This is a genomic window from Rossellomorea sp. SC111, from assembly GCF_024733565.1.
Lineage (GTDB): Bacteria > Bacillota > Bacilli > Bacillales > Bacillaceae_B > Rossellomorea.
In genome coordinates, this window is sequence record NZ_JANIOC010000013.1 from 57,861 (window position 1) to 78,364 (window position 20,504).

General features: G+C 45.9%; 22 protein-coding genes and 1 other annotated feature. Of the genes, 2 read left to right on the top strand and 20 right to left on the bottom strand.

Features of this window, described 5'->3' with window-relative positions:
- Nucleotides 1-101: 101 nt before the first annotated feature.
- The 5 genes from NQ095_RS16985 to nadB form a co-directional block, all read right to left on the bottom strand.
- Nucleotides 102-1,031 (bottom strand): aminoglycoside phosphotransferase family protein, encoded by a 930-nt coding sequence (locus NQ095_RS16985; protein WP_258264629.1) that lies wholly within the window; start codon nucleotides 1,029-1,031, stop codon nucleotides 102-104.
- 46 nt (nucleotides 1,032-1,077) lie between these two features.
- Nucleotides 1,078-2,658, bottom strand: a complete 1,581-nt coding sequence (gene safA, locus NQ095_RS16990) for a SafA/ExsA family spore coat assembly protein (protein WP_258264630.1) — start codon at nucleotides 2,656-2,658, stop codon at nucleotides 1,078-1,080.
- A 157-nt stretch (nucleotides 2,659-2,815) separates the two neighbouring features.
- Nucleotides 2,816-3,922: a quinolinate synthase NadA gene (nadA, locus tag NQ095_RS16995; RefSeq protein WP_258264631.1), complete on the bottom strand. Its 1,107-nt coding sequence runs from the start codon at nucleotides 3,920-3,922 to the stop codon at nucleotides 2,816-2,818.
- Entirely contained in the window at nucleotides 3,906-4,769 is an 864-nt protein-coding gene (gene nadC, locus NQ095_RS17000) for a carboxylating nicotinate-nucleotide diphosphorylase (RefSeq protein ID WP_258264632.1), read from the bottom strand. The genes nadA and nadC overlap by 17 nt, the downstream gene beginning before the upstream one ends.
- The gene (gene nadB / locus NQ095_RS17005; protein WP_258264633.1) at nucleotides 4,738-6,327 is read right to left on the bottom strand and encodes an L-aspartate oxidase; all 1,590 of its coding nucleotides are present in this window, start codon (nucleotides 6,325-6,327) and stop codon (nucleotides 4,738-4,740) included. Before nadB ends, nadC begins: the two co-directional genes overlap by 32 nt.
- A gap of 125 nt (nucleotides 6,328-6,452) precedes the next feature.
- Here nadB and NQ095_RS17010 point away from each other — a divergent pair, with 125 nt between their 5' ends.
- Together NQ095_RS17010 and NQ095_RS17015 are read left to right on the top strand one after the other, a co-directional pair.
- A complete protein-coding gene (locus NQ095_RS17010) occupies nucleotides 6,453-7,595 on the top strand; it encodes an IscS subfamily cysteine desulfurase (RefSeq protein WP_258264634.1) in 1,143 nt (380 codons plus the stop codon).
- A 49-nt stretch (nucleotides 7,596-7,644) separates the two neighbouring features.
- The gene (locus NQ095_RS17015) at nucleotides 7,645-8,190 is read left to right on the top strand and encodes a transcription repressor NadR (protein ID WP_258264635.1); all 546 of its coding nucleotides are present in this window, start codon (nucleotides 7,645-7,647) and stop codon (nucleotides 8,188-8,190) included.
- A 58-nt stretch (nucleotides 8,191-8,248) separates the two neighbouring features.
- Here NQ095_RS17015 and pheA read toward each other — a convergent pair whose 3' ends face one another.
- The 15 genes from pheA to NQ095_RS17090 form a co-directional block, all read right to left on the bottom strand.
- Nucleotides 8,249-9,139, bottom strand: a complete 891-nt coding sequence (gene pheA, locus NQ095_RS17020; RefSeq protein ID WP_258264637.1) for a prephenate dehydratase — start codon at nucleotides 9,137-9,139, stop codon at nucleotides 8,249-8,251.
- Nucleotides 9,140-9,190: 51 nt separating this feature from the next.
- The gene (locus NQ095_RS17025) at nucleotides 9,191-9,646 is read right to left on the bottom strand and encodes an ACT domain-containing protein (RefSeq protein WP_034757235.1); all 456 of its coding nucleotides are present in this window, start codon (nucleotides 9,644-9,646) and stop codon (nucleotides 9,191-9,193) included.
- Nucleotides 9,647-9,783: 137 nt separating this feature from the next.
- Complete coding sequence (gene obgE / locus NQ095_RS17030) at nucleotides 9,784-11,070, bottom strand: GTPase ObgE (protein WP_258264638.1); 1,287 nt, start codon at nucleotides 11,068-11,070, stop codon at nucleotides 9,784-9,786.
- A 36-nt stretch (nucleotides 11,071-11,106) separates the two neighbouring features.
- Nucleotides 11,107-11,637, bottom strand: a complete 531-nt coding sequence (locus tag NQ095_RS17035) for a sporulation initiation phosphotransferase B (protein WP_258264639.1) — start codon at nucleotides 11,635-11,637, stop codon at nucleotides 11,107-11,109.
- Between the two features lie 196 nt (nucleotides 11,638-11,833).
- Complete coding sequence (rpmA, locus tag NQ095_RS17040) at nucleotides 11,834-12,124, bottom strand: 50S ribosomal protein L27 (RefSeq protein ID WP_034757227.1); 291 nt, start codon at nucleotides 12,122-12,124, stop codon at nucleotides 11,834-11,836.
- A gap of 12 nt (nucleotides 12,125-12,136) precedes the next feature.
- A complete protein-coding gene (locus NQ095_RS17045) occupies nucleotides 12,137-12,472 on the bottom strand; it encodes a ribosomal-processing cysteine protease Prp (protein WP_258264641.1) in 336 nt (111 codons plus the stop codon).
- Nucleotides 12,473-12,483: 11 nt separating this feature from the next.
- The gene (gene rplU, locus NQ095_RS17050) at nucleotides 12,484-12,792 is read right to left on the bottom strand and encodes a 50S ribosomal protein L21 (protein ID WP_060670849.1); all 309 of its coding nucleotides are present in this window, start codon (nucleotides 12,790-12,792) and stop codon (nucleotides 12,484-12,486) included.
- Between the two features lie 12 nt (nucleotides 12,793-12,804).
- Nucleotides 12,805-12,883 (bottom strand) — a sequence feature (ribosomal protein L21 leader region).
- 67 nt (nucleotides 12,884-12,950) lie between these two features.
- The gene (locus NQ095_RS17055) at nucleotides 12,951-14,396 is read right to left on the bottom strand and encodes an Rne/Rng family ribonuclease (RefSeq protein WP_258264643.1); all 1,446 of its coding nucleotides are present in this window, start codon (nucleotides 14,394-14,396) and stop codon (nucleotides 12,951-12,953) included.
- 99 nt (nucleotides 14,397-14,495) lie between these two features.
- A complete protein-coding gene (locus NQ095_RS17060) occupies nucleotides 14,496-15,362 on the bottom strand; it encodes a M50 family metallopeptidase (RefSeq protein ID WP_258264644.1) in 867 nt (288 codons plus the stop codon).
- Nucleotides 15,355-16,131: a M23 family metallopeptidase gene (locus NQ095_RS17065; protein WP_258264645.1), complete on the bottom strand. Its 777-nt coding sequence runs from the start codon at nucleotides 16,129-16,131 to the stop codon at nucleotides 15,355-15,357. Before NQ095_RS17065 ends, NQ095_RS17060 begins: the two co-directional genes overlap by 8 nt.
- A 212-nt stretch (nucleotides 16,132-16,343) precedes the next feature.
- Nucleotides 16,344-17,147: a septum site-determining protein MinD gene (gene minD, locus NQ095_RS17070; RefSeq protein ID WP_258264646.1), complete on the bottom strand. Its 804-nt coding sequence runs from the start codon at nucleotides 17,145-17,147 to the stop codon at nucleotides 16,344-16,346.
- A 1-nt stretch (nucleotide 17,148) separates the two neighbouring features.
- Nucleotides 17,149-17,829, bottom strand: coding sequence for a septum site-determining protein MinC (minC, locus tag NQ095_RS17075; RefSeq protein ID WP_224519429.1), 681 nt, complete (start codon nucleotides 17,827-17,829; stop codon nucleotides 17,149-17,151).
- Between the two features lie 84 nt (nucleotides 17,830-17,913).
- The gene (mreD, locus tag NQ095_RS17080; protein ID WP_258264648.1) at nucleotides 17,914-18,435 is read right to left on the bottom strand and encodes a rod shape-determining protein MreD; all 522 of its coding nucleotides are present in this window, start codon (nucleotides 18,433-18,435) and stop codon (nucleotides 17,914-17,916) included.
- Nucleotides 18,432-19,310: a rod shape-determining protein MreC gene (mreC, locus tag NQ095_RS17085; RefSeq protein WP_258264649.1), complete on the bottom strand. Its 879-nt coding sequence runs from the start codon at nucleotides 19,308-19,310 to the stop codon at nucleotides 18,432-18,434. The genes mreD and mreC overlap by 4 nt, the downstream gene beginning before the upstream one ends.
- 163 nt (nucleotides 19,311-19,473) lie before the next feature.
- Nucleotides 19,474-20,481: a rod shape-determining protein gene (locus tag NQ095_RS17090; protein ID WP_060670864.1), complete on the bottom strand. Its 1,008-nt coding sequence runs from the start codon at nucleotides 20,479-20,481 to the stop codon at nucleotides 19,474-19,476.
- Nucleotides 20,482-20,504 lie beyond the last annotated feature (23 nt).

The window sequence follows — 20,504 nt, forward strand, 5'->3', positions numbered from 1 at the left end:
ACGTTTCCCCCTTCAACCCGATACTTGAGCATTTTTTCTGCTCACCATTAGGTTGTGAAAGGACATTCTCTTTCATTCGGGTCAATGTTTGGAGACATCCCCTACAATTGGGTATTGATCCTTTTCACTTCTCCATGCAGTTCCTGATTAAATTGCATCCGCCGGGAGAATTGCTGAATCGTCAAGTTCGTTAAATATCCCCATACCCGCTGTTTATACGATTGGTCTTCCCTGATGAAGCGATTCCACTCCCTGAATACATCGGATGGATACATCAATCCGATGTGAAAGATGAGATGATCACGATAAGTATGGAATGGTTCCATTTCTTTGATATCACTGAGGGACCAATTTAAATAGGGCAGAATCCGATTGCAGTACTGCAGATCGTCCGTTATTTCCGTAGAGAGTGACATGAGATCGAAGTCAATCAAATATACAATCCCATTCTTTCCCCTTAAGAAATTATGATGCGCCACATCCCCATGTGTGATGCAGTCTCCATATTCCTGGATGCCGACCGATTTTAATTCTTTTAATGCCCATTTCCCCCACTCTAAATACGTATACAAATAATAGGGCTGGATGAATGCCTGCAAATAGGGGAGATTATATTGAAACTGCATCAGCCGTTTTTTCCATTTTTTCAGCCAATGATAGTGAGGGACCTCTTCTGTCCATGAACCATGGATCGTTTTTGATACGCCATGAAACTTTTTCAATACGTGCAATGCATCTTCTCTGTCATCCGCCTGGTCGTAATGAATTGCCCTCGAAGTTTCCAGCCACATCGTAATACCGATAGGGGATCCTTCAAATAATAAAAGTTCCCTTTCATGAATGGGGTGAAATGGCAGGACATGATAAAACTTTTCACTTAATAGGGTTGAAATCAACCGTTCCTGAAGCAGGAACTTCAACTGATTGGGAAATCGTTTGACGAACCATTTCCTCCCAAGGCTTTTCAGCACCCATTTCCCTTCTTTAATCAATTTCAGGGATGCTCCGGGATCATTTAATTTATATCGCAAAAAAGAAAGGAGACGATGTGAATAATCGTCCCCTCGTACATGCATCTTATCCCTCAAAATCATCGTCATTGAAATTCGGCATGCTAAATGCTCTTGGACCAAACATTCCCGGTGATCCCATTTGCATTCCCTGGCCTTGAGGTCCCATCGGCATCCCCTGAGGGCCCATCGGCATTCCCATTCCCTGACCTTGAGGTCCCATCGGCATACCTTGACCAGGCATTCCTTGACCAGGCATTCCCTGGCCCATCATTCCCGGAGCGAAGCCGTATGGCTGTTGCATTCCTTGAGGCATTTGCTGCGGCATCATCGGTTGATGCATCATTTGACCTGATTTCGGTCCACCACATCCGCAATCCCCCTGATCACTTGCTCCCATCACATTTGATGGCTGACCCATAGGCGTTTGATACTGTGCTCCCATCACATTGGACGGTTGCCCCATCGGCATTTGATGTCCACCCATGGAAGGCGACTCTTCCCACATCGCTCCCTGAACCTGGCCTCCTGGTCCCATCGGATACCCGCCAGGCATTCCGCCGCCTTGGAATCCCGGTCCAGGCATGACTGGGGAGACCGGATAGCAGTTCTGTGGATACGGCATGTAAGGAGCCTGTTGCTGAGGCATTTGAGCCGTTGGGAAGTTCTCTTCAGATGCACCCATCACTCCTGACGGCTGACCCATCGGCTGTTGCATCGGCATTTGCATCGGTTGCTGCATATGCATCGGCATCTGCATTGGCTGCTGCATCGGCATTTGTCCTTGAGGCATATACGGCATAACAGAAGACGACTCTTCGTCATACCCCATATGTGGCATCATCGGCATGTTCTGCATTCCAGGCATCGATTGAGCACCTTGAACCTGACTGCCAGGTCCCATAGGCATTCCTTGCCCCATCGGCATTCCTTGCCACATCGGCATCCCTTGCCCCATCGGCATCCCATAGCCTGCTCCTTGATGCATTCCTCCGTGTGGCGGACAGAAACCTGATCCTGGCATGACCGGTGATACAGGTACGCAATTATTCGGGTTATAATACATAGGCTGGGTGTTCCCTCCTTGTGGTTGTGATGGCATTTGTAAGCTTTCTTCTTCTTGAACACCTTTTACGGCTTCCTGCTTTGGTTTTGGCATTTGCTTTGGCTGTTCTTTTGCTTTAGGGAGTACGTTGGTAGGTTTAGGCGGTGATTTTGGTTTTGGCATTGGTTTAGCCTGTTGCTTTGGCTGCTGCACTTGCATGTTTGCCATATTCATCATGTAATAGTTGTTAATATCAATTTCAGGTACAACTGGTTTCGGCATTTTTGGTGCAAAAGGCTTTTGTACTTCTTTCGGCATTTCTTTCTTTGCTTCTTCGACCGGCATGGCCATAGGCTTCTGCTCTTTGAATGGATGCTCTGCTTTAGGCATCTCCTTCATAGGCATCTCTTTGGATCCGTATTTTATTTGTGTCTCTTTCTTTACGGTTCCGCCTGTAGTCGGCACTTTTATTTTCATGCCGGGCATGATCATATCGGGATTTGAAAGCTGGGCATTCATCTGTTTTAATTCTTCGAAATTCACGCCATACTTCTTGGCGATCTTCCAAAGAGTATCCCCTTTTTGTACGATATGGATTTTCACTCTTTTTCCCTCCTCAGGCATAAGTCTATATATCCTATGACAAGATAGGCAAATTGCTAATCATCTACATAAAAACTTATGAGATATGCAAAAAAAATATACCGTTCCAAGGATGGGGACGGTATATTTCAGCTTGTTCATTTTTTTATTTGAATCATCAAGCACGTGCCAGCATGCGTTCTAAAGCGAAGACTGCATTCTTCGAGACATCTCGATCCACCTTGATGATATTTTCCGGATTTCCACCCATTATTTTTTCCAATGACCAAAGGAGATGTGGTAAATCGATCCGGTTCATCGTCAAACAAGGACACATATATGGATTCAGGGAAACGATCTGTTTATCCGGATGCTCTTTGATCAGCCTTTTCACGAGATTCATCTCCGTACCGATGGCAAAGGCAGATCCGGGAGGTGATCCTTCAATCGTTTCAATAATGTATTTTGTGCTGCCATTCAAATCAGACTTCTCGACTACTTCCCGGCGGCATTCAGGATGAACGATGATTTTCATATCAGGATGACTTTCACGGATATCCCCGATATTTTTCACAGTGAAATTTTCATGCACCGAGCAATGACCTTTCCATAGAATCACTTTCACTTCTTCCATGTCGCCATCATAGACCAATTCGTTTTGTATAGGATCCCAAACGGCCATCTCACTTAAGGAAACACCAAGATCAGCCGCCGTATTACGTCCTAAATGCTGATCAGGCAAGAAAAGGATACGCTGTTTCTCTCCCAATGCCCATTCCACCATTTTGTGGGCATTTGAAGATGTAACCGTGGCTCCGCCATTCTTTCCGACAAAGCTTTTGATGGCTGCCGTCGAATTCACATAGGTAAGGGGAATGATACTGTCACCGAACATTTCCATAAGCTTCCCCCACGCCTTTTCCGTCTGATAAATATCTGCCATATCCGCCATGGAACATCCGGCCCTCATATCCGGCAAGATGACCACCTGATGATCCTCCGTCAGTATGTCTGCCGTCTCAGCCATGAAATGAACACCGCAAAACACAATGAACTCCGCCTCTTTATTCTCAGCGGACAGTTGGGCCAGCTGGAGGGAATCACCAACAGCATCGGCAAATTGAATCACTTCGTCTTTTTGATAATGATGCCCGGGAATGAAAAGCTTCTTTCCTAATTGCAGCTTGATTTCCCTCACTCTGTTTTCCATCTCGACTGTCGAGAGGCTGGTGAATGATTCAGGCAGGACGTTCGTTTCTTTCGTTAATTCATCGAGTAACCCCATGTTCATACCCCTTCCCCATTCCTACTCTTGCACTGATATCAAGTGATTTCACAGAATGCGTCAAATACCCGAGGGAGATATAATGAACACCTGTCTCCGCATAAGCATGAAGACCCTCCCTGGTGATCCCGCCCGATGCTTCCGTCACGATATGAGACGGTACAAGAGGAACCCACTCCTTAATCGTCGACGGAGTACAGTTATCGAACATGATGACATCTGCCCCTGCATCAATCGCTTCCAATAATTGTTCTTTCGTTTCAATTTCCACTTCCACTTTCACCATATGACCAACTTGCTCTTTCACCTGTTTCACAGCCCTGGTGATCGACCCGGCGAAAGAAATGTGATTATCCTTTAGCATGACGGCATCATATAGACCGTTTCTGTGGTTGAACCCGCCACCTGTCCTTACAGCGTACTTCTCAACCATACGGAGTCCCGGCGTCGTTTTCCGTGTATCACATAGCCGTACCCCTGTGCCTCTCACCTGTTCCACCGCCCGGTACGTTTCCGTTGCAATACCGCTCATACGCTGGATCAGATTGAGGACTACCCGCTCCCCTTGGAGGAGATCCCCCATGGGACCATGGATTTCAGCAATGAATCGTCCCGCTTCCACCCATTCACCATCTTCTACGAACACCTGGGCGTCGACCGTTGGACCAAAAAGGGAGAAGCCGATCTCAATCACATCCCTCCCACAAAAAACGCCTTGTTCTTTCATGAATAGGGAAAAGGATCCTTGATCGCTTTTTCTGAACAGGATATCAGACGACAAATCCCCGTCACCAAGATCTTCCCGGTAAAATGTTTCAAGCATAGATTTTAGTTTCATTTTGTTCATGATCGTCCACCCTCAATCGCCCTTCATTTTTTTGTAATACCATTTTCCGTTTCAACCATCCTGCATTATCTTCCTTCGGGAAATCTGCCCGGATGTGACCTCCCCTGCTTTCTGTCCTAAATAACGCAGACTCTGTAACAAGAAGGCTTACAATCCACATGAAATACAAGTGAATTTCTTCACGTGAATTAAAATCAATATGCTCCTGAAAGGTAAGAGGCTGTTCTTTTAACCACTTCAAATGAGCGGATAAGCCTTCTTCCTTCCGTATGATTCCGACGTGCTTCATCATTCCTTCTTTTAATTCGTCTGCATGAAAAGGGATCGATAAGGGCTCACCCTCGACGATCCGGTCGAATGGGGAATGGATAAGCACAGTGGAACGGACTCCACTCTCGATCAAATATTCACCCAGACGCTCCCCGTATACCAAGCCTTCCAACAAGGAATTGCTGGCGAGGCGATTCGCACCGTGGATGCCACTGCATGCAACTTCCCCGATGGCATACAGTCCGGGAATATTGGTCCTTCCCACACGATCGGTCACAATCCCTCCCATCATAAAATGACATCCCGGAGAAACAGGGATCCTCCCTGCCTCAATGGAAATATGATGTTTTGAGCAAAGGGCGGAAATAGAAGGGAATTTCCCTTGAAAGTCTTCTATGCTATTAATATCCAGATACACATTTCTTCCTTTCCGTCGTTCCTTGTATATACACTCCGCCACAATATGCCGGGGTGCAAGTTCCATGAGGGGATCAATGCCCTCCATGATCCTTTTTCCCTCATCATTGAGAAGTATGGCTCCCTCTCCTCTCACCGCTTCTGAAATCAGACCGCATGTTTTCCCCTCCGACCAAAGGAGCGTCGGATGAAACTGAATGAACTCCATATCCGAAAGCTTTGCTCCTGCAAGAAAGGCAAGAGCCATCCCATCTCCCGTTACGGACGGATGATTGGAGGTAGACGGATATAACCCACCGATTCCTCCAGTTGCGAGAACAATATGAGGAGCATAGTAAAAGCGGATGGCGTCATCTTTATCCTTGGTCTTCACCCCGCAGCAGTGCCCCTTGTCATTTTTGACAAGTTCGTACACCATTTCCCGTTCCACGAATTGAACCTTTTCCTTTGAAAGGGATTTCAATAAATGGTTCATTAAAAATTTCCCCGTCTGATCCCCACCGCTATGAAGGATGCGATGTTCACTATGTGCCCCCTCCATTCCGAGAGAAAGGCTTCCATCCTCTTTTCGATCGAAAGGTGCCCCTTCATTCACCAGGGATTCCACGATCCTTTTTCCATCTTCTATGAGTTCTTTCACACGGTCTTCAAGCTGGTGATAGCACCCTGCTTCAAGTGTATCCTTCATATGGGCATGGACGGAATCCTTCAATCCTATAGGTGCCGCGATCCCGCCTTGAGCGAGATACGAGTTACCACTTTCAATTTCATCCTTTGTGATAATCATCACATAAAATTGATCTTGAAGTCTGTGTGCCAATTGCAAAGCAGCAATGCCACTTCCTACGATGATAATATCGGTTTTTTCCATCAAAAAACCCTCCTGATTATTTACAGGTGTCTTGACACATATATTTACACATTATTAAACTAATGACAAGAGTTTTTTACAAGACTCATATATTCAGACAATTCCCATAAAAGGCAGGTTATATAATGAACTATTTTGATTATGCTGCTACCACCCCTGTAGATGCTGAGAGTTTACACGTGTTCCGGACCGTAAGTGAAGAATTCTGGGGCAATCCGAGCAGCCTTCACGATATCGGGGGGAAAGCAGGGCATCTCCTTACAAAATGCAGAGAAAAATTGGCTTCGCTGCTCGGTGTCCCTTCTATAGGGATCCACTTTACTTCCGGTGGGACGGAAGGGAACCATATAGCCCTTGTCACACTGGCATTAAGCAGGCAAAAAAAAGGAAAACACATCATTATCGGAGGAGCAGAGCATTCTTCCATTCACTCCTCAGCTGCTTTTCTCCAAGGGCTGGGCTTTACAGTCACGAAGATCCCTTTGACTTCAGATGGCCTGATCGATCCTCAAAAGGTCAAAGAATCTCTTTCGGAACATACGACTGTCGTGAGCATTGGACACGTCAATGGGGAAATTGGAACGATCCAGCCACTCCATGCCATTCATGATCTACTGAGACATCGTGATATCCTGCTTCACAGCGATATGGTTCAATCATTCGGGAAAATGGATGTCACCGAATTCACTACCAAGGTCGACAGCTTCACCCTTTCATCCCATAAGATTTACGGTCCAAAAGGAGTCGGCGCATTTTACATCAATCCAGCCCTGGACATCACTCCCATGATACCTGGACAGACACATGAAGACGGATTCAGGGGGGGAACGGTGAATCTTCCGGGGATAGCAGGATTTGTGACTGCCGCTGATCTGTGTCACCATTCCTTTGCAACACCCCATTACATGAGGATGAGAACACATTTTTTAAAGGGACTGGAAGAACTGCTGCCCGGCCGGTACACTCTTTATGAAGGACCGGCACATGCTCAGCTGCCACATGTCATCGGTCTTGGCATCCACGGCCTTGAGGGACAGTGGCTCATGCTTGAATGCAATAGGCGCGGAATGGGGATTTCCACCGGCAGTGCATGCGGTGCCGGTTCTCAGGACTTACCCAAGACACTTAAGAGTATGGGCGTCAGTCAAAGAGCTGGAAAAGAATTCATCCGGATATCATTCGGAAGGGATACAAGGAAGGAACAAATAGCAGAATTGGTCGATGCATTGTCAGACATACATGCGTCTCTAAGATCTCCCTTAACTTGAAGAGCCGGTTGTGATATGATTTCCTATATCGATTGGGACGGAGGAGATAATGGTGGCAGGAAAAAAAATCCTGGGAGAAGAAAGAAGACAGTGGATCCTCGATAAACTAATGACAAAACTCTCCCCGATAACAGGGGGAGAGCTCGCGAAGCAGACCAATGTCAGCCGACAGGTAATCGTAAGTGACATTACCCTATTGAAAGCAAAAGGCGAACCCATCATCGCGACAAGCCAAGGCTACTTGTTTATGCCTGCCTCGAATCAGGATACGATGGTTGAACGGACGGTTGCTTGCAAGCATCTGCCTCACCGGTCGGAAGAAGAACTCTTTTTACTTGTCGATCACGGGGTCACAGTCAAGGATGTCAAGATCGAACACGGTGTGTATGGTGATCTGACCGCTTCAATCATGGTGTCAAACCGCAAAGAAGTCGAGCAATTCATGAAGAAAATTGATGAAACGGGTGCATCCTTTTTATCAGAATTGACCGACGGTGTCCATTTACATACATTAATGGCCCAAACGGAACAAACCCTGGATAAAGCAGAAAATGCGCTCCATGAAGCAGGCTTTTTAATTCAGAGTGATCTATAGGGCTGATGGCGGCACGCCCAAAAAAAGGCAGAATCCACAAGGGATCTGCCTTTTTTCTTTAGTTATCCAATAAATAGGAAGAATACGTCCCGATCATTTTCACTCTGCATCCGAGGGCTTCCATTTCACTGATCGCTCCCGGAAGGAGGACATCATCCATTTCATGAGCCACATCAATTAAGAAGAAATAATCACCGAGTCCCGTTTTCAGCGGTCTTGATTCAATTTTACTTAAGTTCAGCTGTCTCCAGGCAAATGTGGACAATACCTGATGAAGGGCTCCCGATCGATCCTTCGGAAGAGTCACCATCAAGGTTGTCTTTTCCATGCTCTTTTCCTGGGGCAGGGTCAGTGGATCGGGTGTTTTATGTAAGACGATGAACCTGGTATGATTATAGGCAAAATCATGAATGTTCTCATGCAGGATGTTCAATCCGTATTTTTCTGCTGACAGCTCGTTCCCGATTGCGCCAAGAAATGAATCAGGATTCTCGCTAACGAATTTAGCAGCGGCAGCCGTACTCGTCGTCTGTTCCAGGGGTACCCCTCGAAACTGCTTATGTAAAAATTTATGACACTGTGCCAAGGCGTGGGAATGGGAAAGGATTTTCCCGATCTGTTCTTCACTGTCACTCCATGCCGGATGTATCATTAAGTGCTGTTGAATGGCGGACGTCAATTCAGCGACAATCGCTAAGTTCGCTTCATGAAACAAATAATCCACCGTAATATGTACTGAGCCTTCCAGGGCATTTTCTAATGGAACAACCGCGTAATCCACTTCATTCTCGATCACCGCCTCAATGCAATCCGGTATCGTCACATACGAAACCGTTTCTTCATCGGGAAATGCCCTCTTGACGGCTAAATCTGTAAAGGAAGCCTGTGGTCCTAAATATGCAATCTTCACTCTGATCTTCCTCTCGCTCACTTGAAATTTATTGAACATTCTAACACGTATATGAACAAAGGGGAAGGTTTTCTATAAAAAAAAGAAGTGTCAGGCTCCGGAACCCAACACTTCCACTTTCTCGACAAATTCCAAACGACGGAGCTTTGAGAGTAAGTCTTCCAATCCGATCGTGAGGTCCGTTACGTTCAAGGAGAGTGTGACATTCGCTCTTCCTTGCAACGGAATCGTCTGATGGATCGTCAATATATTGCAACCATGCTTGGCTGTTTCACTTAATAGATGAGACAACGTCCCTGACCGGTCCTCCAAATGAAAGAACAGTGTGATGATCCGTTCCTTCACGATGGTGTGGAAAGGAAATACCGTATCCCGGTATTTGTAAAAGGCACTCCGGCTCAAATCAACCCGGTGGACCGCTTCCCATACCGAATCCGCCTTGCCTCTTTCAATCAATTCTTTTGCATCCAGGGTCTTCTTCATCGCTTCCGGCAGCACGTCTTCACGCACTAAATAAAACTTGCCTTCTTGAAATTTTTTCCCCAATGACTATTCCTCCAATTGTGTAGCAGTAGAGGTTCGAGGCAGCAAGCCCCTTTAAATACCGCTTTCGCTTTCTATTGTAAAGCAGGTAGCGGCAACCGCCACCTGCTCCTCTGTCTGAAATAGATGAAGGATGAAACTTAATCTACAAATTCGAACTCGTATTTTATCAAGCGGATCGTATCGCCATTTTTGGCACCACGTTCACGAAGGGCATCATCTACACCATATGAACGAAGCTGTCTCGCGAAACGTCTTGCCGAATCTTCACGGGAGAAGTCCGTCATTTTGAACAAACGTTCAATTTTCGCACCGCCGACGACGAATGTACCATCAGGATCACGCGTGATTTCGAATTCTCTTTCTTCCTCTTCATGCTTGTAAAGAACACGGTGAATACCCGTTTCTTCTTCTTCATGGATCGGGAATTCAGCTGTTGTTTCCACTTTATCCGCAACGGCATACAACAGTTCGGAAAGCCCCTGTCTCGTAACCGCAGAGATAGGGAATACAGGGTAATCTTCCTGCATCTTTTCTTTGAAAATTTCAAGATTCTCAGCAGAATCCGGCATGTCCATTTTATTGGCAACGATGATTTGTGGTCTTTCCGTTAAACGAAGATTGTACTGCTTAAGCTCTTCATTGATCGTCAGATAATCCTCGTATGGATCTCTTCCTTCCATTCCACTCATATCAATGACATGCACAATGACGCGCGTACGTTCAATATGACGAAGGAACTGATGACCGAGTCCGACGCCTTCATGGGCACCTTCGATCAATCCAGGCAGATCGGCCATGACAAAGCTTCTTCCGTCTCCCGTTTCAACCATCCCTAAATTCGGAACGATCGTTGTGAAATGGTACGAAGCGATCTTAGGCTTCGCTGCTGAAACAACGGAAAGCAGTGTTGATTTCCCGACGCTCGGGAATCCTACCAATCCAACATCAGCGAGAAGCTTTAATTCCATCACGATATAACGCTCTTGACCCGGCTCACCCTTCTCAGAAAGCTCAGGTGCAGGATTTGCAGGCGTTGCAAAGCGGGAATTCCCTCTTCCCCCGCGTCCGCCTTTCGTGATCACTGCACGTTGACCATGCTGCACAAGGTCTGCAATTGTTTCACCTGTATCATCGTCCTTCACGACTGTCCCGGGTGGAACCTTGACAACCATATCCTCGGCATTGCGACCATGCTGATTCTTACTCATCCCGTGCTCTCCACGAGGTGCCTTGAAGTGACGTTGATAGCGGAAATCCATTAACGTTCTTAAGCCTTCATCCACTTCGAAAATGACGTCTGCACCGTGACCGCCATCTCCCCCTGCGGGACCACCTTTAGGTACATATTTCTCACGACGGAAGGCAACCATACCGTTTCCTCCGTCACCGCCCTTTGTATAAACCTTGACCTGATCTATAAACATACTTTCACTCCTAACTTATCACTGCAATCGCTTCAATCATTCAGCGATTACATGAACGACAAGAACCTCTTCTTGTAGTTGTTCTATTTCTATATTTTCTCCGTTTGATCGTTGATTGTTGATCCAGTCTTCCACTAAGCTTGTACTCTTTAGTATACCTGTGAAATCAAATATAAAACGGGATTGTTCTTTTGTAATGTCCAGTAAGATGGATAATTGATTTTCTGCATTGTTCATTACATTTGATTCAAGGAATTCCAGGAACTCCTTGCACCAGTTGTAAAGTCTTTTATCTTCAAGCCGGTGGGGCTCGAGTCGAAGGACTTCAAAATCCAGCTTAATCAAATGTCTTGACCAATTATAGGTTAAAATCCATTCTGCCAACAATGGAAGCTTTACATTCGAAAGCTTAGATTCATTTTGTGCAACAAGGACCATTTCCTCGATGACCTGTTTCGCCCGCTCCACACGGCCAAGGTCCAGGTTCCCTTTAATTAATTGCAAATCATTCATCCAGTCGTGGCGGGCATGCCTCAACGCCTCGACTACACCCCAATTTTCGCTCATAATCTAACTCCTATACTTAAGTGCTACCTGTAAGTATATCAAAGTTGGGCGTGGTGCGTATATTGTTTCTGTGAAATTGGTGTATTGTAAGGAAATCGGATTTTTGAAAATCAATCCCGGGAACCTGAGAAAATACCCCTGATAAAAATAAAACTCTAACCGAAAGTCGGTTAGAGTTTTCGTTAAAGATATGCGATTAAGCTTCATTCGCAACTGGGTATACGCTCACTTTTTTCTTGTCACGACCCATGCGTTCGAAACGAACAACACCGTCGGTTTTAGCGAAAAGTGTATCGTCGCCGCCACGGCCGACGTTTAGGCCTGGATAAATTTTCGTACCGCGTTGACGGTAAAGAATTGATCCACCAGAAACCATTTGACCGTCTGCACGCTTAGCACCAAGGCGCTTTGAGATAGAGTCACGACCATTCTTAGTCGAACCTACTCCTTTTTTGGACGCAAAAAACTGAAGGTCTAATCTTAACATCTGTTCCACCTCCTACTTTTTGAAGGTTATTTTAATAAAATCACTATAGTCTCTTTCAATCGTCTGGAGGCTGATAAGCATGCCGTCGAGCAGCAGCTGAATCTTGCTCTCCGTTTCTTCCGGAAGATCATCAGGGATGACGCAGCGAAGGAATCCACCATCAGAGGATTGCTCGATGGACGGTTCTACACCGGTTAACGCCATAATGGCATTAATACTGCCGAATGAAACAGCAGAAGCACCTGCACAGACAATGTCTTGCCCATTTTCGGCAAAATCAGCATGTCCATCCATGGAGAAAGAACGGATCCTTTTCCCGGGTGAACGCTCTACGTAAACGTTAATCATGTAACCACGCCTTACGCGTTGATTTCGTCAATGACAACTTTAGTGTAAGGTTGACGGTGACCTTGCTTACGACGGTAGTTCTTTTTCGCTTTGTATTTGAATACTACAAGCTTTTTCGCGCGGCCTTGTTTTTCAACTTTCGCTGTTACAGTAGCTCCATCCACTAAAGGACTTCCTACTTTCACATCGTCACCACCAACGAATAGAACTTTGTCAAAAGTTACCGTATCGCCTTGTTCTCCGTTAAGCTTTTCGATGTAGATTGCTTGACCAGCTTCTACACGGATTTGCTTACCACCTGTTTCGATAATTGCGTACATAATCGCACCTCCTTATAAACTCAGACTCGCCAATGACAGGTGTTGGATTGCTCCAAGCTTTTGTACCTGTAATGAGCGGTTGTAGCACGGGTGCTACAATCAATAACATTAGAATCCTATCACATAAATCGATATACTGTCAATAACATTCAAGAAATTCATACGATCTTCGTTATTCTGAAATAAGGATGATCGTGAGTGATTTCCTTTATGTTGATCTTTTTATTCAATGCTTTCTGGAGTCTCTCGATGTGGATGCCCTGTTTCCCAGCAAAACTATCCGCTACTTCCCGGGTCGCTTCCACTTCAACTCGTGAGCCGTCCATCCCTTCACATTCCCACAGTTCCCGCTCAAGCTGGAAGGCCATCGTCTCGGGACTCATTTCCCTCCCGGTACCATGACATACCGAGCACGGCCGGGTCAAGGCACCGGCAAGGGGCTGACGGGTCCTCTTCCGGGTCAATTCAAGGATCCCGAGTTTTGTGAACCCTACAATCGTTGTACGCTGCCGATCTGAAATGAGGGATTCTGAAAGAGCATCGATCACTTCCTGGCGGTGGCTGTCCTTTTTCATATCAATGAAATCAATCAGGATCATCCCGCTTAAATTGCGGATCGTAAGCTGTTTCGCCATTTCTGCTGCCGCGAGTTTATTCGTCTCCAGTATGGTTTGCTCCAAGTTGTCTTTCCCGGTGAATTTTCCGGAATTGACATCCACAACCGTCATGGCTTCCGTTGCTTCGATGACAAGAGTGGCCCCGTTCGGAAGCCACACTATTTTTTTCAGGGCATTCTCCCATGCCGAGTAAACGTCATAATGTTTAAAAATATTCTCGTGACCCTGATAAACCTCGAACGTCCATTTTTCTTTGATTCCCGCCCCGCTCATTTCCTCGACCTGAAGAAGGCTGTCATACTCATCGAAGACGATCTTCCCACCATCTCCTTTTTTCAAGTACTCGTGGAGATCCTCATAGAAGGTATCCTGCCGGGAGAGGAGGGACGGACACTTCGCCCTATTGGATACCCTCTCCAGCCTTTCATAGCGTGCGCGCAGGGAGTTCACCTCTTCTTGTAACACTGCCTCTTTCACCCCTGAGGCGTTGGTGCGCATCACAATGCCTTCTCCCCCTCGTTTCCACTCATTCGCTAATCGCCTCAACACCTTACGATTTTCCTCATCCACTTTTTTGGATACCGCCACATAATACCCCTTGGGCATATACACGAGATGTTCACCCTTCAGTTCAATGACCGCGGTCAACCTGGCACCCTTCGTCCCCATCTCATCCTTTAACACCTGAACGATGATTTTTTCCCCTTCATGGACACAATTTCCGATCGGGGCCGGATCACTTCCCTCATGATACGCTTTCACATTTTGCGGAAAGTCCTTTTCATGGAGGTAACCATTCTTTCCTTGCCCGAAATCGATAAACGCCGCACCGAGTCCCTTTTGGACCTTGATGACCCGTCCCAAGTAAATATTGCCCGTCAAGCTTTCTTCTCCAGGCGGATATGTATATAGACCGATAATTTCATTATGTGAACGGTGTACCCACCGTTTTTCCCTGCCCTTACTGTGTACAATCATTTCTTCCATACCTAAACCCCTTTTCCACAGAAAAACTCATAAGAAAAAAGGGTTGAGTCCAACCCTTTTACCAGTATGCCCTTACTTTATACAGTTCGTGTCCATTCGTCAATAAAGGTAGAGAAGATCCTTCGTCTTCGCTGATGTCATCTTTTCCGCAAAGAAGGCGTGGAGCAGCTCGTTCTCATCGAGTTTCCCCACTTCAACCCCCTTTTCAAATACAACCAGTGGATGCTTCACACCCCGCTGAAACCGTTCCACCACCGTCATGATGGATTCATCACTTTCAATGGGCAACGGCCGCAGTTGCACAAATTGATGGCTCTTCCCGTAATACCTCTCTAATAAAAACTTCATAAACGCATATCTCCTCTGCTTCCAGTCGACCCAAAGGGAGAAGTACAGGAAGGACAGGACGATCCACAAATTCAGGTGCAGGGGAGCGGTGACGAGTACAATCAGATGAAACAGCAGTAATAACCCAAATGAAAAGAGGAGCGTGTATTCATATGCCCTCAAATAATTCAACTTTGTCGCAAGGAGCAGGGAAACCAGCTTCCCCCCGTCCAATGGCCAAATGGGCAGGAGGTTAAACAGCAACACCATCATATTCAGCTGAAAAAAAAGCGAAAAGGTATCCTGACTGATCACTCCAAACTCCAACAGTAAAAAGCCAAAAGCAATAAGCCAGACGTGCTGCAGGGGGCCAGCCGCCACCACCCAGAACTCTTCCATTAAGGAACGGTTCCCGTGCTCATCCATCTCAGCGACACCCCCAAAGGGTAGCAGGGCTATTCTTTTCACTCTCCAGGAAAAGGATTGAGCCATGATCCCATGGCCCAGTTCATGGATCGTTATGATGACGAGGAGCATGATCAGTTCAAAGAAGTGGGCCGTCATTATGGCAATCCCGATTACAAGCCACAGTAAGGGATGGACGTAAAACTTCTTCAGGAGTGAAATGAAATTAGTCAAATGACATCACCTGGATCGGGTCGATGAATTCATCACCCATTTTAATGGCGAAATAAAACTCACCCGTTGATTCGTCTTGACTGCTGGATGAAACCTTGCCTACTAGAGAGCCCTTCTTGATTGATTCATACTGCTTCACATCAATCGATTCCAAATTGCCGTACCACGATTCTGATTTGTCCGCATGTTGAATGACCACCGTATTCCCCAACTCCTCCTTTTTCCCTGCAAATAGAACCAAACCTCCCTTCATAGCCGTTACATCCTCACCAAGGACCGTCTGCAGCATGATTCCCTGCCCATTGGTCTTGAAATTTTCTACGACCTTCCCAGAAGCAGGTCTTGCATATTCAGCACTTTGTTCGGATGCGGATTCTTTGCCGGAATCACTTGCAGGCAACAACGCAAGTGGTTTTCCAAATTGATCTTCATACCAGGTGGAAATAGCGGCGAATTGGAACTCCGTATCCATTGTCTTCATGACAACGGTTCTTGCGTCAGTGAATGCCGGGGAAGGGCTTTTGAACATGATGGCCGTCACCAACACCATGATCCCGGCCCCGAGTATTTTCAGCATGAAGGTTTCTTTCTTAAAAAGAGGATGGACTCCTGCCGGGGGAGGACCGCCTTCAAAGCTTGTCTGACGCTCCATTCCATAGCGTTCCTCATCCGTTGGCAGAAAGTAAGACGGATTATCGCCGGAGCCTGCCCCTCCCATTTTTTTTCGTTTTGCTATCCTCTTCCGTATTTCATCCGCTCGATTCCCCATGTACACCATTCCTTTTTATAAGGTATTGTTTCATAACCAGTGATTGGCTTGGTCCATTCCTGTTGATGGGCAAACGGGTGTCAGATCCATACCAAGATTCCATTACACATGTTTTGCTACAATGTATGACTTGTCCTGAGAGAATATTCATCGTGAACATAAAAAAGTCCCGGCAGGACGCATCATGCGACCTGCCGGGACCGTGTTTATCTTTAGGCTTTTACACCAAATAACTTTTTAATTTTCATAAAGACGCCTGTTCTTTCTTCTTCCAGGGATTGCAGCGGGACCGATTCACCTAGAATCCGCCTCGCAATATTCCGGTAAGAAATCGACGCTTTACTGGTTGAATCAAGTGCGATCGGTTCCCCTTTATTCGACGATTTAATGACATTGTCATCATCGGCGACGATTCCGAGAAGATCGATGGAAAGATGCGTTGTGATTTCATCCACATCCAGCATTTCACCGTTTTTCATCATATGATTCCGGATACGATTGATCACCAATTTCGGAGGCTCGATGTTCTCCTTCTCCAAAAGGCCGATGATCCGGTCAGCATCCCGGACTGCCGAAATTTCGGGAGTGGTCACGACGATCGCGCGATCTGCTCCTGCAACGGCGTTCTTATACCCCTGCTCAATTCCTGCAGGGCAGTCGATAATGATATAATCATAGTCTTGCTTTAAGTCCAGTACCAGCTTTTTCATCTGTTCAGGATTGACAGCGGATTTATCACTCGTCTGAGCAGCAGGCAGTAAGAATAATTTGTCTTCGAAGCGTTTGTCTTTCACAAGGGCTTGATGGACTTTACATCTGCCCTCCACTACGTCAACTAAATCATAAATGATCCGGTTTTCAAGGCCCATTACAACGTCCAGATTCCTGAGGCCGATATCCGTATCAATCAGACAAACCTTTTTGCCTTGTAGAGCTAATGCTGTACCAACATTGGCAGAAGTAGTCGTCTTTCCCACTCCACCTTTACCTGAAGTAACAACTATGGCTTCACCCACATTAGCTTCCTCCTTTAAAACTAGTAATATTTGGTCTAAGATGTTTCAAAACTTGTAATCGATCGACAACGATCTGCCCACTTTCATCCACATACGCACATTCCATTTCGCGGTCATCCTCTTCCTCCACCCGATCAGGTGCACGGTTCAGGGAATCTGCGATCCGAAGCTGGGATGGGACCATTTTCGAAGCCACGATGACCGACTCATCATTTCCATTGCAGCCTGCATGGGCAATCCCTTTTAATGAACCTAGTATGTAAATATTCCCCCCGGCGAGGACCTTCCCCCCCGGATTGACATCTCCTACTACGAGAATATCGCCGGACACTTCCACGACCTGTCCTGAACGGATGACCCCGGTGAGGGTTTCGATATTTCGTTCATCTATGAGTTTCTCTGCATCATTTTTCGTTATGACATTACTCCATACTTCGTTTACAACTAAATTGCGTTTTTGTCTTACGATATCCTTCAACTCTTCCACTTGATCTTCTTCCAGGTAACGATTGCCTGTTTGAATATTGACCGTCAGGAGAGGGGTTCCTTCTGTTTCCCTGTATTGGGCAGACAGCTTATCGTCCAGTTCCTTTTTTAATTCCTGAAACGAGCATTGATCGTTGAGATGAAGAGTCAGTCCTTCTTTTGTTCCTTTTATCATCACATTTGGCTTCTTATTCATGTCGCAATTTTTCACCTCAGTCGTCTATAAATTCGACATAAGCAGTGTCATTTCCTCTTTATATGAAAAAATTACTAATTGAATTTATTCATCCAACCACTCTTTCCGTTTCTTTAGAAGGTAGTTTCTAAATGGAAATGCCAGAATGATATAAAACAGGACATTCAGGACCAAAGTCGGCCATAAACGCCAGTCCACAAACTGCATGAACGTCAAATCTGTCCTCTTGATAATATGGTTGATCTCGTAAACCAAAAACTCTAAAACAGAAATATCCACAAGGGTTATGATCCCTAAAACAAAGAGGTTATTATGTAACACCTTCATCATCTGATGTGACAGAAAAATGACAAATGGGAATAGCACCAGGTAAATCCCGTTGATTTCAGTGTAATAAATATCAAATAGGAAGCCAAAGATGAACCCATAAAGGAGTGCGGTCCGATATTGGTAAAATGCACAAATAAAGAACAGCACAATAATCAGGAAATGCGGAACGATCAATTTCTGATCGAACCACTCTTCACTTGGAAAAAGATGGACAAATAGACTTTCACTGTAGAAGAAAAGCAAAGTCATGAACGGAAGGAGGAGCCGGCTGATCATTGCTCTTCCTCCTCAACCGCGTCCTTTTCCGTCACACCTTGAATTTCCCGATCGATGACCATGACATGCTCTAAATGATAGAAATCAGCAGCAGGCTTCACATATGCCGTTTGCGTCAACCCATACTGATCCGGCTTGACTTCCTTCACTTCCCCGATGACCAATCCTTTAGGGAACACCCCGCCAAGGCCTGAGGTCATCACTTTCGACCCTTTTTCAACCTTCATATCGTTGGAAATCCGCTTCACTAAGATTTCTTCTTTCTTACTGTCGTATCCTTCAATCCATCCGTTTATATCCTGGTCTTTACTTTGGATGACAGTGGAAATCCGGTTTTTTGTATTATTTGTCGAAATCAATTCGACTGTAGATGAAAATTCATTGACGCTTTTAATCTTTCCGATCAATCCGGCTGAAGAGATGACGGCCATATCCGATTGGATCCCGTTCACTTCACCTTTATCGATGGTGATGAGTTCCTGCCATTGATCCGGATTTCTTGCAATGACGGTTGCCTGAACCGTTTTATAAGCGCGAAGATTCTCCTTCTTATCAAGGACCGCCCGTAATTCATCGTTATCCTGTTTCAGGTCCTTCACTTTTGTTTCAAGTTTGATCAGCTCATCCAAACGCGTTTTCAGTTTTTCGTTTTCTGTATATGTATTTTGAAGATCTTGAACGTTATCAACAACTCCGGCTACATAATTGACAGGTTTTGAAACCAATGACTGTCCGAATCCTACCATGTCTTTCACAAACTGCTCAGGCCAGCTGATGCTATCCCGGTCCCGCAAAGAAAATCCGATTAATCCCACCAGGACAATGACACTGACGAGCAGAATGATCAAACGTTTATTCAGGAAGAATTGTGGCATGATGTACACCTCAACCTTTTCTCATTCTAGTAAATACTATATCAAAAATCGTTTATATTTGATATCATTCGTCAAAATATTCATGGTTCTTCGAAAAAAGATGGGGCCGGCCTTAAGGCTGCCCTTGCATCCTTAAGGAAACGTCCCCCATTACGATCAATTATTATTTTCCTCTTGTTTTGAATAAGTGAATATGGTCAAGGGCTTTCCCTGTCCCGATTGCCACGCAATCCAGTGGTTCTTCGGCAATAAGTACCGGCATCTTCGTTTCATCGCTGATCACCTTGTCCAAGTTGCGAAGAAGAGCTCCGCCTCCAGTAAGTACAATCCCTCTGTCCATGATGTCTGCAGCAAGTTCCGGCGGTGTTTTTTCAAGCGTACTCTTTACGGCGTCCACAATCGTGTAGACGGTATCATGAAGGGCGGATGCAATTTCCACAGCCGTTACTTCAATCGTTTTCGGCAATCCTGTCAAAAGGTCACGCCCGCGGATTTCCATCGCTTCGATGCCTTCAGAATCTCCTGCAGAGCCCACTTCCATCTTGATGGTTTCCGCTGTTCGGTCCCCGATCATCAGGTTATATGTCTTACGGATATAATTGATGATCGCGTCATCCATTTCATCCCCGGCAACACGGATCGACTGACTTGTCACGATTCCACCTAAAGAGATGATCGCCACTTCCGTCGTTCCTCCACCGATATCCACGACCATGCTTCCTGTCGGTTCCCATACAGGTAGATTTGCTCCGATCGCCGCTGCGAAAGGCTCTTCAATCGTGTAGGCATCCCGTGCCCCTGCTTGTCTTGTTGCATCGATGACCGCTCTTTCCTCCACCCCTGTAATGCCTGAAGGTACACAAATCATGACATAAGGCTTTCGTGAAAAAGCCCCCTTATTGCGTGTCGCCTGCTTTATGTAATACTTCATCATCGTGGCGGTCGTTTCATAGTCAGCGATGACTCCATCCTTCATCGGGCGGAGTGCAACGACATTCCCCGGTGTACGGCCGATCATGTTCTTTGCGTCATTACCCACAGCAACGATCTGCTTATTATCTGTTTGAAGTGCCACGACAGAAGGTTCGCGAACGACAATCCCCTTGCCTTTCACGTACACCAATGTGTTAGCAGTTCCTAAATCAATCCCTAAATCTTTCGTTCCAAACATGAATGGTATCTCCCTTTCTAATA